The organism is Streptomyces sp. CLV115, assembly GCF_038448545.1.
In the GTDB taxonomy this organism is placed as follows: domain Bacteria; phylum Actinomycetota; class Actinomycetes; order Streptomycetales; family Streptomycetaceae; genus Streptomyces; species Streptomyces sanglieri.
Map to the genome: position 1 here is coordinate 24,908 of NZ_JBCEWQ010000079.1, position 14,053 is coordinate 38,960.

Below are 14,053 nucleotides of genomic sequence, written 5' to 3' on the forward strand. Positions count from 1 at the left end.
ATCGTCGTACGCCGTCACGTGATGGGCGTGAAGCACCGTCGTACGCCGTCGCATGACGGACGTGACGCCTCGTCGTACGCCGTCATGCGATCGGTGCGGCGCACCGCCGGGCGTCGGTGCGCGATGCGTGCGATGCGCCGTCCGTGCGCCCCCGGATGCTTCCCTGTGTGGACACCTCTCTTGGTCTAGACCTTGACAGGTTCAGACCAGTGCCGCTTGAGTGACGGGCAACCCCCCATGGCGGCGCACCGCTCGGACCGGTGCGCCGCACCGAAGGAGTGATCGCATGATCAGGCGCGTCATGGGCCTGCTGACCGCGTTGGCCGCGGTCGCCGCAACGATCGTCTTCCTCCCCGCGGTCACCGCGGCCAACGCCGCCGCGGCGGCCGCCTGCGCGACCCCCTGGAGCTCCTCGTCCGTCTACACCGGGGGCGGATCCGCCTCCTACAACGGACACAACTGGACCGCCAAGTGGTGGACCCAGAACGAGACCCCCGGCAGCTCCGACGTCTGGGCGGACCAGGGCAGTTGTGGCGACGGCGGCACGGACCCGGGCACCCCGTCCGGCTTCGTCGTCAGCGAGGCGCAGTTCAACCAGATGTTCCCGAACCGGAATTCGTTCTACACGTACGAGGGGCTGACCGCGGCCCTGAGCGCGTACCCGGGCTTCGCGAACACCGGCAGCGACACCGTCAAGCGCCAGGAGGCGGCGGCGTTCCTCGCCAACGTCAGCCACGAGACGGGCGGTCTGGTGTACGTGGTCGAGCAGAACACGTCCAACTACCCGCACTACTGCGACAGCAGCCAGCCCTACGGCTGCCCGGCCGGCCAGGCCGCGTACTACGGGCGCGGCCCGATCCAGCTCAGCTGGAACTTCAACTACAAGGCCGCCGGTGACGCGCTCGGCATCGATCTGCTGAACAACCCGTACCTGGTCGAGCAGAACGCCTCGGTCGCCTGGAAGACCGGCCTCTGGTACTGGAACACCCAGAACGGCCCCGGCACGATGACCGCCCACAACGCCATGGTGAACGGCGCCGGGTTCGGCGAGACCATCCGCTCCATCAACGGCACCCTGGAGTGCAACGGAGGCAACCCCTCCCAGGTCCAGAGCCGTATCGACCGCTACCAGGCGTTCGTGCAGATCCTCGGCACCACCCCCGGTTCCAACCTGAGCTGCTGACCCGCGGCCCCCACTGTCCCCCACCCGGCGGGGGCGTGCCCGGCTCCGGCCGGACACGCCCCCTTCCGGGTTCAGCGGCCCCTTCCGGGGTCAGTGGGCGACGCCGGGCTCCGCGAGGTCCAGGGCCCGGAACGCGAGCCACAGGTCGTAACGGGCGCTCGGCGTCTGGAGCAGTGAACGGCCCAGAACCGATTCGAGCCGGGTCAGGCGCTTGCGGACACCCGGCACCGAGATCCCCAACGACTCCGCCGCCGGGGCGAGCTGGGCCTCGCACGCCAGCCAGACGCGGAGGGTCTCCCGCGGGTCGGCGGAGCTCTTCGCCGTTCCGGGGCCGGTGAGCGGGCGCAGTTGCCGGTCCGCCCATTGCTGTACGGCGGGTACGCCCAGGACGTCGTCCAGGCCGAGCGGCGGCCGGTCCGCCCGCTGGTCCCGGCCGGTTCTGCCGGGCGCGGTGGGGGTGGCACGGATCCGCAGGGCCAGGTCGAGGGCGGCCTGGTCGCCGACCCGGTTCAGGTCCAGGCCGAGCAGTTCGCCGATCAGCCGCAGCCGGGCGGCCAGGGTGTTGCGGTGGATCTTCAGATGCTGGGTCGCGTGCGAGGAGAAGGCCAGCCAGGAGGTGAGCGTCGCCGCGAGCTCCTGGCTGCCCGGATCCTGGCTGCGGCGCGGGAGATGGGTGAGCAGCGGGTGCAGCAGTTCGTCCGCCCACCGCGCCCCGGCCGCCCCGGCGGCCACGGCCGGGTCCGGAGCCGAGCCGAAGCGGGCGTGCCGGGCGGGCAGCCCGCGGGCCACGGCCAGCGCGTGGAACGCCTGGCGGTAGCCGGTGGCGGTGTCGGCCAGCGGGACGTCCTCGCTCACCCCCGCGACGCACTCGGTGACCGCCTCGGCGACCCGGATGCCGAGCCGCCGTTCGGCGAGACCCGCGTCGGCCGGCACGACGAGGATCAGATGGCGGGCGTACACCGGGCAGCGGACGATCCAGGACCGGCCGCCGGACAGCTCCGAGCAGATCCGCGCCACCTCGTCCCGGCGGCCGGCCGGACACTCCACGACGTACACCCGGACGGGGTCGGGCAGGTGGGGCTTCAGCGCGCCCGCCACCTGGTGCGCGATGGACAGCTGACCCGTCATGAGCAGATGCAGTACCGCTTCCCTGCTGCGGGACTCCGCGAGGTCCACGCGCCGCCGCCTGCGCTCCACGGCCTCCGCCGCCCAGCACATGGCGAGCGGCATCGACACATCGGCGAGCAGGATGGCGAGCCCGTCCGGCAGCGGGTGGGGCGCGACCACGGCCAGGATCGGGGCGGCGGCGTCCGGCGCTCCGTCCAGCGGGAAGAGCAGCGCGGTGTGGGTGCCCCGGTCGAAGGAGAAGGAGCGGGCGTCGAGCCCCGGCAGCTTCTTCGCGTACTCGCGCGCCAGCGCGGCCGCCTTCACGCCCGTACCGTCCTGGCTCCGGGTCACGCCGTGCAGTACGGTGCCGTCCCCGTCGAGCAGCCCGGCCCAGCCCGCGGCCCGGCCGGACACCCAGCGCAGCAGCTCCTGTGATCCGCCGGACCGGGCCAGCCGGTACATCCGCAGTACGTCATCGGCCCGTTCCCGCGCGCGCACAAGATCTCCACTCCTGCCAGAAAACCGGAACCAAGGCTACCGGTTTGATTGTGCGGACTGATACCCACCACGGCCCACACAGTGCGAATTGAAGCTTTCGGGTACGTACCCGAAGACCTAGAGTCCGAACACGGTTGCGGCACCCCTTGGGGGAGGGGTACGGGGGCGACAGCAGCGGCTCACGGGGGTGGCCGCTGTCGCGTCGGCCGCAACCGTTCAACTTCTTCCGTTGTCAGTGGCGGCCCCTAGGGTCGGCTCGCGATCGCGTCCGCGATCGGAGTCGACGGGGAGAGGCCGCCGCCATGGAATTCCGCATTGAGCGCAGCGCACTGACCGATGCCGTGGCCTGGGCCGCCCGGGTGCTGCCCACGCGCTCGCCCGTCCCCGTGCTGGGCGGGCTGCTGCTGGAGGCGGCCGACGGCCGGCTGAGCATCTCGGGGCTGGACTACGAGGCGTCCGCCCGCATCGAGGTGGCGGCGGAGACCGTACGGGCCGGGAAGGTCCTGGTCATGGGCCGCCGGCTGCTCGACGTCTGCAAGGTGCTGCCCGAGAAGGTGGTGGAGTGCGCCGTCGAGGGTTCACGGTTCTCGCTGACGAGTGACGGTGCCCGGTTCGGCCTCTCGGTGCTGCCGTTGGACGACTACCCGTCCCTGCCGTCGCTGCCGGAGGTGCTCGGCGCGGTGGACGCGGAGGAATTCGCGGCGGCCGTCGCCCATGTGACGGTGGCGGCGGGCCGGGACGACACGCTGCCGACGCTGACCGGCATCCGGCTGGCGCTGGACGGCGACCGGATGACGCTCGCCGCCACGGACCGCTACCGCTTCGCGGTGCGCACGCTCTCCTGGAAGCCCGGCCGGGACGGTGTCTCGGCCGATGTCGTGGTCTCCGCCCGCAGGCTCACCGAGATCGCCCGCTCCTTCGGCCGGGGCGGCCTGGTCAGCCTGGCCCTGGACGGCGGTTCGGCCGGTTTCGAGCAGGCCGGGACACGTACGACGGTGCGGCTGCTGGACGGCCGGCTGCCGCGCCACGACAAGCTGTTCGCGATGGCCGGCGCGGTCACCGCCGAGACGGACCGGGCACCCCTGGTCGAGGCCGTCAAGCGGGTCGCCGTCGTCGCGGAGGGCAGCAGTCCGCTCCAGCTCGCCTTCTCCGAGGGCTCGGTGCTGCTCCAGGCGGGTTACGAGGACGATGTCGCCTCGCAGCGCCTGCCCGCCGTGCTGGAGGGCGCCGCGGACCTCACGGTCGCCTTCAACCCCGCGTATCTGATGGACGCGCTGGGCTCGTTCGACGCCCCCGTGATCCGCTTCGAGCTGATGGGACCGGGGCAGCGCGCGATGGTGACCGGCCGTCCGGCTGCCGGGGACGCGCTGCCGGACGGCGGTCGCCCCGCTCACCAGCACCTTCTGATGTCGGCGAAGCCGCTGGTGTAGCGCGGGGCGGGGCAGGGGCGCCGGGCGGTTACTTCGTGAAGATGAAGTACTGCCAGGCGCCGTGCGTGGTCGAGTTCACCGTGTCGCCCGAGGTGCCGTTGACGTACGAGGCGCGGACGCGCATCCGGTAGCCCGTGTCATGGGTGCCGTTCAGCGTCACGATGGACTTCCCGGCGGTGCCGAGCTTGAAGTACTGCGAGCCCGCGTCGTACCACTTGCCCTGGTAGTACAGCTCCAGGGACAGCTTGTGCGAGCGGTTCTTGTAGTACGTCATCGTCGTCGTGAAGACCGGGTTGGTCTTCTTGTGGAAGTACCGGTACGACGTCTTGCCGATCTTCGCCGTCTTGTACTGCTTCGAGATGGAGGTCGAGACCTTCACCTTGGCGAACGCGGTCGACGTGACCTTCTTCGAGGTGTACCGGCCGTCGCCCTTGAAGACCGCGGTGACGGTGGTGTCCCGGGTCATGTCGACCTTGGTCGACAGGTTGCCCCTGGAGTCGACCTTGCCGGTCCTCACCAGCTTGTTCGGCTTGTCCGGACCGAACGGGTCCACCCACAGCTCGACGGTGCGGTTCTTGTACGTCTTGCCGAGGTGGGCGGTGAACGTCACGTCGGTGCCGTACGAGTACAGCGCCTTGTTGTGGTTCACGGTCAGCGAGGTGACCGTGCGGGGCACGGCGACCTTGTCGGAGCCGGAGGCCGCGGAGTGGGTCGCGTCGCCCGCGTACGACACCTTGTACGTGACCTGGCCACCGGCGGTCGGGGTGTCGGCGAAGGAGAAGCTGCCGTCCGACTTCAGTGCCACCGCGGGCAGTGCCTTGCCCTTGGGCGACTCGATGTCGGTGCGGGTGACCGTGGCCCTGGAGCCGGCCGGGAACGCGCCGTCGGACTTCACCCGGCCGGTGACGGTGAGCTTCTTGTTCAGCGCGGACTTCGCCGGGGCGTTGACCGTGACGGTGCTCGCGGACTTCACGGCGTCGGTGAGCACCCGCAGCGAACGGACGCCCAGGCTGTTCGCGGTGACCGCGAACAGCCTGCTGGTGTCCGGTGCCCAGGCCAGCCCCGCGTCCATCAGGGTGTCCGCGCCGCTGCTGTTCCCGGTGTTGGGGAACTCGTACGTCCGGACGGGCTTGGTGGTGCTGTCGGGCTTGTAGACGTAGACGTCCGGGTCGTACCAGGCGGAGGATCCCGCGGCGACCGTGCCGTTCGGGGCGATGTCGATCGCGTTGGGGTACGAGGTGGACGGGTACGCGGCCCCCCGCGTGAGGTCCGCCGTGTTGTACGCCTGGTGCAGGTACGGGGCCGCACTGGCCACCACGATCTGCTTGCCGTCCGGGCTCAGCGCCAGGTCGCGCATGTTGCCGCCGTCGACGGAGGAGTGCGCGGTCCGCGTGGCCGTCCCCGAGGCGACGTCGTACACGGCCAGTTCCGCGGGGCTCTGCGTCTCGATGCCGGCGGCCAGCGTGCCCGGCGCGCCGGGCGTGGACGCCAGGGTCGGCGCGGAGAACCAGGTGCGGTCCTGGTCCTGGTCCAGGGTGACGACCGGTTCGGCGCCGGACAGGTCGAGCGATCCGATGTTGCCCTCGCCCGCCGCCCCGTACCCGAACCAGAGCTTGCCGCCCGCAAGCGCCGGGTGCTTCGGGTCGGTGCCCTCGCCGGTCGCGTACCGGGCGGACTCCTTGAGCCCGGCCGTGTCGATGGTGACGATGGCGTCGGCGCCCGGCACGGCGGCGTACAGCGTGCCGGAGTCGGCGGAGAGTTCGAGGCCGGTCACACCCGGCAGGGACGCGATGGTGCCGATGACCGCGCCGTTGTAGTCGGTGACGAGCACCTTGCCGCCGGTCGGGTCACTGATGAAGACCCGCTTGTGCACACCGTCCGCGACGATGTCGCCGACCGACGCGACGGGAAGAACCTTGCTGGAGTCGGCGGCGGCCGGATTCGCCGCCCCGCCGACCAGAACCACTGAGCTGAAGAGGACCGCGAGCGAGGTCGCGGCCGAGATTCTGCGCGTACGCAAAATGATTTACCCCCACGGTAAGAGAGGGCCGTGGCACCCGAGATGAGAGGGGTGCGGCCCACGAACGCAGGGTATGCCATGGCGTCCACAAGTCCTACACATATGCGGGGCCGGGGCGGAACGCCTCCCCGGCCCGGCGAAACGTCAGTCCGCCCAGGTGAGGAACGTCTTCCAGACATCGGGAGCGACCGTGAAGGTGGGGCCTTCGGGCACCTTGGAGTCCCGGATGTGAACGGAGTGGGGGCAGGTGGCCACCTCGATGCACTCGCCGCCGCTGGAGCTGCTGTACGAGGACTTGTGCCAGCCGAAGGCCACTTCGATGCAGTTGCCGCCGCCACTGTCGCTGTAGCTGGACTTGAACCACCTAAGGGTGCTGCTCATTCCTCGTCTCCTGCCAACCGCTTGATGAGGCCCAGCGATTCACGAGGGCCCAGGGCCTGCGACCGGATCTTTGCACACCGCTGGGCGCGCGCGCTCACCCCGGCGGGATCGCTGATCAGCAGGCTTTCGCCCTGAACCTCCAGAAAGAGCAGGCGTTCGTGATTCGGGGTCTCGACCAGGTTGATATCTCCTCGGTCTCCAGCGTGCTCCCCGCTCAGTCCGCAGTCCAGCGGCAATACCTGAAGCGTGACGTTGCGGCGTTGCGCGCACTTCGCGAGGTGTCGCATCTGGTCCCGCATGATCTCCTCGCTACCGATGCCCCGAGTCAGGACGGACTCCTCCAGGACCAACTCGATCAGTGCCGTCGGCTCTCGGTCGAACAGTGCCCGGCGGGCTGTTCGCGCCTCGACGAGCTCCTCAACCCGGGAGTCGGACAGCGTTGGGTAGCCACCTCCGATCAGCGCCCGCGCGTACGCCTCCGTCTGGAAGAGCCCATGGACCACGAACGCGGCGTACAGCTCAAGCCTGACCGCGCTTTGTTCAAGTAGCGCGTAGTTCTTGAACTGCGGCGGGTACGCCTCCATCCGCATGTACACCCGCGCCTGTTCGAACACGCCCATGCCGTCCCCGAGCACCCGCTCCAGTCCCACCAGCATGTCGTCGCTCGCGGGCTGTGCGCAGGTCTCCATCGCGCTGATCGCCGCCGCCGAGAAGCCGATCTCCTTACCAAGCTGTTCCTGGGTCAGCTTCCTGCGGACGCGGGCCTTTTTGGCCACATCGGCAACCAACTTGGCCGTCGGACTCGCCATTTCCTTGTTCTCAGCTCGCGCCATTGCGATCCCTTTTCGACTCAACCGGTCTCAACCGGTCACTACCCGGCCCCGCCGAACTCAACTGTGTTCCAGGGGAGTTCGCGCAGGTCAACGGGTATGCGACGCCCCTCGTCAGTCACGTAAAACGGTAGCCAACAAGGGCGAGACTGGTCCTGTGAATGCGCCGAAAAGTGAACTGAACCTTGAGTGGATTCCGTACTCCGGATTTCAACTGCGCAAAGCGGGCGTGCAATTCGACGCCGTGCGCGTGGACGGAGAAGAAGGGCGTCGGCTGGCCCTGCTGATGGAGGCGATCACGGGAGGCGAGCCCGGCCCCGTCGTCGCCGAGTCGAACGGGCGGCGGGCGGTGTACTTCCTCGTCCCGGCGGGGACCACGGCCCGCAGGACGTGGCCGGCCGGGGCCACCGAGCTGAACGCCACGGCGGGCCGGGTCAGTTACGTACCGATCCCGGCGCTGAGCGGCCGGACGTGGCCGCTGACGTGGCACTACCCGCCCACCGTGCCGGGCAGGTTCGTCCATACGCTGCTGCTGCTCAACGCGGCGTTCGCGTTGCTGGGCAGCACGAAACGGCCGACACCCGGACCGGCCCGCGAACGGGACCGGCCGGACGCCGGCCGAACCGGGGAGGGCTAGAAGCTCGGGAAACCGATGGGCGACGGGCGCCGGCCCGGGATGTAGTCGAAGTTCGGGGTGAGCGTGCCGAGCAGGCTGCCGACGCGCGGACCCGGACGGCCGGTCACCGCGGCGAACAGCTCCGATGCCTCGGCGGTGATGCGGAACGGCACCTTCTCCAGCCGGAAACCCGTGGGGCTGGGGCGGGCGCCGAGCAGGGCCTCGGCGGGAGTCGTGTCCGCGACCATCACCTCGTCGGCGAGCGGTACACCGTTCACCGCGACTCCGGCGGAGTAGCCCGGGGTCGGCATGACGCGGATGTACGTCGGCTTCAGCGTGACGGTCTTGTTCGAGGCGGCGTGGCGGAAGTTGAGGCCGCCGGGGTAGAAGATGCGGCCCTGCGAGTCGAGACCGTCGCCCGCCGTCGAGCCGATCGGCATGGAGAAGCCCCGGCCGTCCGCGTCCATCACGAACGGGCTGACGGCTTCGAGCGTGATGCCCTCGGTCCGCATCCAGTCCAGCAGTTCCGGGCTGAGCTCGATCTGGGCGTCTCCCCACGGGGAGATGTACACACCGGGGAACGGGTCGGCAGCCGCCGTGCGGATGGTGGCCGGGGCGGACTTCGAGTCGGCTGCTCCGGCCGATGCCAGGCCGAGCGGCAGGGCGAGTGCGGCCACTGCGGCGAGGACGGTGAGACGGCGGATTGCGCGCATACTCATGGGGCCTTCCTGGTCTGTTGCTGCGTGGGGGTTCCCGGACCAGAAGTGTCCGGACAGCCCAACAGGTTGTATGGAAAGTCGAGTTGGCCGGTCGACGTCGAAGCGTCAGGGTTCTCGGCCGCCCGTCGGGCATGTCCATCCATGCATACCTGTGCGTCCGGTGAAACGGTCCTTAGACCGCCCGGCGGAAAAGCTCCACGCGATTGGCGGCGAACGGCGCGCTGCGTTTCACATCATGATCAACAACGCACCAGTCTGGGCGCACTCCCCACCGAGCACTGGAGCGTCGCATGTCCGCAACTGTCCGACAGCCACGCCGTTTTCCACGCGGGCGGCTCGCGGCACTCACCGCGACCGCCGCCGCGCTGACCGCCGCGTCGCTGTGGGGGCCGCTGACCGGAAACAGTGAGGCGGGCGGTCACGTCGACGCCCCGTCGTCCGTGCTGGACACGGCCGCGGACCTCACCGACGTCTACGCGTTCAGCAGCCCGGACAACCCCGACATGGTCACCCTCATCGCGAATGTCCGCCCGTTCGAGATGCCGGGCACGGCCGCCAACGCGCTGGTGGACTACCCGTTCGCGACGGGCGCGCGGTACGAGATCCACACGGACGCCGACGGTGACGGGGTGCCCGACACCACGTACCGCTGGACCTTCCGGGACGACGACCGCAGGCCCTTCGGGCTCGGGCCCAAGGTCGGCCCCGCGCCGGTGACTTCGCTGGACGACCGCTCGCTCGGGGTGCGCCAGAAGTACGACCTGGAGCGGGTCACGGCGGGCGGCACCAGCCGCACGCTGCTGAGCGACGCGATCGCCGCACCCACCGACACCGGCCGGTTCCTGATGCCGGACTACGGCAGGCTGCGCTCGCAGGCGATCCGCGAACTGCCCGGTGGCGGGCGGACCCTCGCGAGCCAGGCCGCGGACTCGTTCAAGGCCGACACCCAGGTATTCGGTCTGTACACGGTCGGGACGCGGGGGCCGGTGCCCGGCTGGCTGCCGGACGCCCAGCCGCTGTCGGTGCTCAATGTGAACAGCCTGATCATCCAGGTGCCCAAGAGCGAGGTGGCGCTGAAGGGCGACCCGGCACGCAACCCGGTGATCGGGGTGTGGGCGAGCGTGTCCAGGCCGGGGGCGGACCTCGGCCGCAGCCTGGCGAAGCAGGCGCCGACGTTCCGCCAGGTCTCGCGGCAGGGCAACCCGCACCTGGCGTTCACGGTGTACGGCTCCACCGTCGGCCTCTCCAGGCCGGGCGGGCCCGAGGACCGCTTCCAGGCGCGGGCGCCCGAGGACGACCACCTGGAGAACGAGTTCCTGGCCGACACCCTCGACCCCGTGCCGCCGCACCGCATCCAGACGGCCCAGGGGTACCCGGCGCCGGCGACCCCGCGCACCGACATCCAGGCCCTGTTCCTGAAGGGCATCGGCCAGGACAACGGCTCGAAGTTCGGCTACGACCTGAACACCCACACCATGAACGCGGACGCGGACCCGAGCCGCATCGTGCCGGCCGAGGAACTGCGGCTGAACCTGATGACGCCGATCACCGCCGCGCCCCGCGCCATGGGCGTGCTCGACGGCGACCGGCAGGGCTTCCCCAACGGACGCCGGCTCAACGACAACATCGACGGACCGCTGCTGCGGATGCTGGAGGGCGAGCCCGCACAGCCGTCGCCGCCCGGACTGCTGCCGAAGCCGGTGGTCGCCCTGGAAGTCGCCGACGCGCAGAGCACGTTCCCGTATCTCAACCTCCCGCACGCGGGCCCGTGAGGCGTCCGATCGCCGTGGCGGGCGGGGCGGTGGCCGTGGCCGGGTGCGTGGCGGGACTGCTGTATCTCGGTCCCGGTACGGAGAACCACCCGGTGGCGGCCGTCGCCGCGCGGGCCGCGGCGGTGCCCGATGCCGTCGGCCTCGCCGTCGGCACGGCCCGCAGGCGCACGGAGCGCTACCCGGACGACCCGACGGGCTGGTCGGGCCTGGCGCGGGCGGAGGTCGAACAGGCCCGCGTCACGCTCGACGCGGGCCGGCTCGACGCGGCCGACGAGGCCCTGCGCCGCTCGCTGGCTCTCAGGCGCAAGGACAACTACGCCGCCGTGACGGGCCAGGGGCTGGTGGCCAACGCCCGCCACGAGTTCGCGGACGGCCGGGAGTTCGGGCTGCGCGCCACCCGGATGGCACCGGACCGGGCGGACGGATACGCCGTGCTGGCCGATGCGGAGATCCAGCTCGGCGACTACCCGGCGGCCAGGTCGGCCGTGCAGCGGCTGCTGGACATCGCTCCGGCGGGGGCCGCGTACAGCAGGGCGGCGTACGACCTGGAGACCAACGGCCGGCCCGAGGACGCCGCGATCGCGCTCCAAAGGGCGGTGGAGAGCGCCGGTACCGCCGAGGAACGCGCCTTCGCGGAGGCCAGGTCGGGGGACCTGGCATGGAACGAGGGTGCGGTGGACCGGGCCGAGCGGCACTTCCGGCGGGCGGTGGACGCCGTCCCCGAGTATCCGTACGGGCAGGCCGGGCTGGCCAAGGTGCACGCGGTGCGCGGGGAGACGGCGAAGGCCCTGGACATGTACCGGCGGCTGGTGGCGCGGACGCCGTTGCCGCAGTTCCTGGCGGAGGCCGTGGAGCTGGGCGGGGGCGGCGATCGGGTGCGGGGGGAGAAGGCGGCGCTGGACGCGCAGGTGCGGCTGCTGCGTGCCTCCGGCGGGCCGGTCGATCCGCATCTCGCCCTGTATGTGGCCGACCACGGCGAACCGGAGGTCGCGGTGGAGCTGATGCGCGGGGAGTGGAAGCGGGCCCGGAGCGTGATCGTGGCCGATGCGCTGGGCTGGGCGCTGCACCGTGCGGGATGTGACGCGGAGGCCGTCGGGTACGCCCGGCAGGCGGCGCGGACGGGATGGGGCAACGCGCTGTTCCGGTACCACCGGGGCGCGATCGAGCACACCCTCGGGCTGCCGGAGGGCGACCGCCATCTGCGGGAGGCGCTCACCCTGAACCCGCACTTCTCGCCGTACCACGCGCCGTTGGCCACCCGAATGCTGAAGCAGCAGCCCCAGCAGCACCCCCGGCAGAAGAACCGACAGCAGAACCGAAAGAACTGAGTTCTCGCGTTGTTGATGAAGCGAATCAGCGGTGCGGTGGCTGCCGCGCTGCTCCTCTGTCTGTCCGCGGCGCCGCGGGCGCATGCCCAACCGGCCCATCCGCTCGGCAACTTCAGCCTGAACCACTACGACGGGCTGCGGCTCGCGCCGGACGGGATCGAGGACACGGCCGTCGTCGACAGCGCGGAGATCCCCACCGCCCAGGACGAGGAGGCCACCGATCTGGACCGGGACGGGACGGTCTCGGCGGCGGAGGCCGCCGCCCGCGCGCGGGCCCGGTGCGCGGAACTGGCCGGGCGGACCCGGGCGTCGGTGGGCGGCGTGGCGCTCGACTGGCACGTCGGGCGCACCTCCCTGACGTACGGGAAGGGCGCGGCGGGCCTGCCCGTCGCCCGGCTGACGTGCGCGCTGCGGGCCGACACCGATCTGTCCGGGCCGGCCGAGGTCGCCTTCGCCTCGGGGGCGGAGGCGGCACGGACCGGCTGGAAGGAGATCACTGCGGTCGGGAGCGGAGTCCGGCTGGTCAACTCCTCTGTGCCGCAGCGCAGTTCGAGCGACGCGCTGCGGAGCTATCCCACGGGTGGGGACGGCGGCCGGTCGTCGGACGTGGTCGATGCGCGGATCCGTACGGAGCCGGGTGCGTCGGGCGGGGCGGGCGGAGGCGGGTTCCGGCTGCCCGGCGCGGCACCGGCCGTGGACCGGGGCGCGATTCTGTTCCCGGCGCTGGAGAACCGGCTCACCGGCCTGACGTCGGGCCGGGACCTGACGGTGCCGGTGGGCCTGCTCGCGGTCCTGCTGACGATGCTCCTGGGGGCCGGGCACGCGGCGTTGCCGGGGCACGCGAAGCTCGCCGTCGCCGCCTGCCTGGCCCGCAAGGAGGGCGGCGTGCGGGCCGCGTTCGCGGTGGGTGCGACGGTGACGGTGACCCACACGGCGGGCGTGCTGGCGATGGGGCTGGTGCTGACGGCGGGGGGCGGCTTCCTGGGGGAACGGCTGCTGGGGTGGCTGGGGGCGGTGAGCGGGGCGGTGATCGCGGCGCTGGGCACGGGACTTGTGGTGACGGCGGTGCGCGCACTGCGGACGGGGCACCCGGCTCCGTACGGTCACGGGCATGGGCACGGTCACGGGCATGCGCACGGACCGGGGCATCACCACGACCACGACCACGACCACGATCACGATCACGACCACGGCGATGGCCATGGGCACGGGCGTTCCCGGCGCAAAGGGCTGCCCGCGCTGCTCGGGGTCGGGCTGGCGGGCGGTCTGGTGCCCAGCCCGTCCGCGCTGGTCGTCCTGCTGGGGGCCGTCGCGCTCAGCCGTACGTTCTTCGGCGTCCTGCTGGTCGTCGGCTACGGCATCGGCATGGCGCTCACCCTCACCTCCGCCGGTCTGCTGCTGGCCGGCGGCAGCAACCGGCTCGCCGCCCTGGGCGAGCGGCGGCTGCCCGCCCTGCGGCGCTGCACCCCGTACGTGGGCGTCCTGACCGCGCTGGCCGTCCTCGCGGTGGGGATCGGCCTCACGGTGCGCAGCCTGGCCTGATCAGCCGTCCTTCGTGTACGTCAGCTGATCGCCGCTGTCGTCGTTCGTGCGGCGCAGCGAACCGTCCGGGAGCAGCGTCAGCGTGGTGGCCCCGCCCGCGGTGCAGGACGTCATGGGCTCGCCGACCGTGACCGTGGAGGGGCCGATCCTCATGGGGCCGCCCGAGGACGGTTCCGCGGTCAGATCGGCCTGGAAGACGCAGTGGTACGAGCCGCCGGTGTCGAGCGGGCCGTCGGCGGTGAGGGTGAGGACGCTCTGGCCGACCGTGCCCTGCTGGATGACGAGCTTCCGGGTGGAGCGGCCGGCCACGTTCTCGATGGAACCCGACCAGGTGCCGAGGTAGCCGGACGGGACGGCGCCGTCGCCGTTCTGCTTCTCCTCGGTGGCCGAGGGGTCCGGCGAGGACGGGTCGTCGGTCTTGGGGGAGTCCGTCGAGGTGTCCTTGGCGGACGGAGAGCCGGTGGGGCCGGGGGTGGGGCCCGGCGGCTTGCCGTTCATGAGCGCGTAGACGGATCCGCCCGCGCCTATGGCCACGAGCACGGCGACGGCGACGAGCGCGATGGTCGAGCCCCGTCGGCGCCGGGCCGGCTCGGGTCCGGGCTGCTGAGGGGCGGTGGGGTAGGAGGG

Annotated in this window: 10 protein-coding genes and 2 pseudogenes; 6 read left to right on the plus strand and 6 right to left on the minus strand. The window is 71.4% G+C overall.

Annotated features, from left to right (window positions below; genetic code table 11):
• Window positions 1-286: 286 nt before the first annotated feature.
• Complete coding sequence (locus AADR41_RS25075; protein WP_342283659.1) at window positions 287-1,183, plus strand: glycoside hydrolase family 19 protein; 897 nt, start codon at window positions 287-289, stop codon at window positions 1,181-1,183.
• Window positions 1,184-1,273: 90 nt separating this feature from the next.
• Here AADR41_RS25075 and AADR41_RS25080 read toward each other — a convergent pair whose 3' ends face one another.
• Entirely contained in the window at window positions 1,274-2,752 is a 1,479-nt protein-coding gene (locus AADR41_RS25080) for a helix-turn-helix domain-containing protein (protein WP_342283669.1), read from the minus strand.
• A 338-nt stretch (window positions 2,753-3,090) separates the two neighbouring features.
• Between AADR41_RS25080 and dnaN the strand changes: the two genes are divergently transcribed.
• A complete protein-coding gene (gene dnaN / locus AADR41_RS25085; protein ID WP_342283660.1) occupies window positions 3,091-4,218 on the plus strand; it encodes a DNA polymerase III subunit beta in 1,128 nt (375 codons plus the stop codon).
• 28 nt (window positions 4,219-4,246) lie between these two features.
• Here the strand turns inward: dnaN and AADR41_RS25090 are convergent, their stop codons facing one another.
• The 3 genes from AADR41_RS25090 to AADR41_RS25100 all read right to left on the minus strand — a co-directional run bounded on the left by AADR41_RS25090 (window position 4,247) and on the right by AADR41_RS25100 (window position 7,452).
• The gene (locus AADR41_RS25090; RefSeq protein WP_342283661.1) at window positions 4,247-6,238 is read right to left on the minus strand and encodes an Ig-like domain repeat protein; all 1,992 of its coding nucleotides are present in this window, start codon (window positions 6,236-6,238) and stop codon (window positions 4,247-4,249) included.
• 144 nt (window positions 6,239-6,382) lie between these two features.
• Entirely contained in the window at window positions 6,383-6,619 is a 237-nt protein-coding gene (locus tag AADR41_RS25095; RefSeq protein ID WP_342283662.1) for a DUF397 domain-containing protein, read from the minus strand.
• Window positions 6,616-7,452: a helix-turn-helix domain-containing protein gene (locus AADR41_RS25100; protein ID WP_342283664.1), complete on the minus strand. Its 837-nt coding sequence runs from the start codon at window positions 7,450-7,452 to the stop codon at window positions 6,616-6,618. Before AADR41_RS25100 ends, AADR41_RS25095 begins: the two co-directional genes overlap by 4 nt.
• A 226-nt stretch (window positions 7,453-7,678) precedes the next feature.
• On the opposite strand from AADR41_RS25100, the pseudogene AADR41_RS25105 reads away from it, so the two are divergent.
• Window positions 7,679-8,008 (plus strand): annotated as a pseudogene (locus AADR41_RS25105) (hypothetical protein); the annotation flags it as partial.
• A gap of 74 nt (window positions 8,009-8,082) precedes the next feature.
• Here AADR41_RS25105 and AADR41_RS25110 read toward each other — a convergent pair.
• Window positions 8,083-8,784, minus strand: a complete 702-nt coding sequence (locus tag AADR41_RS25110) for a hypothetical protein (protein ID WP_342283665.1) — start codon at window positions 8,782-8,784, stop codon at window positions 8,083-8,085.
• 290 nt (window positions 8,785-9,074) lie between these two features.
• On the opposite strand from AADR41_RS25110, the gene AADR41_RS25115 reads away from it, so the two are divergent.
• The 3 genes from AADR41_RS25115 to AADR41_RS25125 are packed head-to-tail and all read left to right on the plus strand — an operon-like array spanning window position 9,075 to window position 13,426.
• On the plus strand, window positions 9,075-10,556 hold the full coding sequence (locus AADR41_RS25115) for a DUF4331 domain-containing protein (RefSeq protein WP_342283666.1): 1,482 nt from the start codon (window positions 9,075-9,077) through the stop codon (window positions 10,554-10,556).
• Entirely contained in the window at window positions 10,553-11,884 is a 1,332-nt protein-coding gene (locus AADR41_RS25120; RefSeq protein WP_342283667.1) for a tetratricopeptide repeat protein, read from the plus strand. The genes AADR41_RS25115 and AADR41_RS25120 overlap by 4 nt, the downstream gene beginning before the upstream one ends.
• A 15-nt stretch (window positions 11,885-11,899) precedes the next feature.
• Entirely contained in the window at window positions 11,900-13,426 is a 1,527-nt protein-coding gene (locus tag AADR41_RS25125; RefSeq protein WP_342283668.1) for a nickel transporter, read from the plus strand.
• Here AADR41_RS25125 and AADR41_RS25130 read toward each other — a convergent pair.
• Window positions 13,427-14,053, minus strand: a pseudogene (locus AADR41_RS25130) (serine/threonine-protein kinase); the annotation flags it as partial.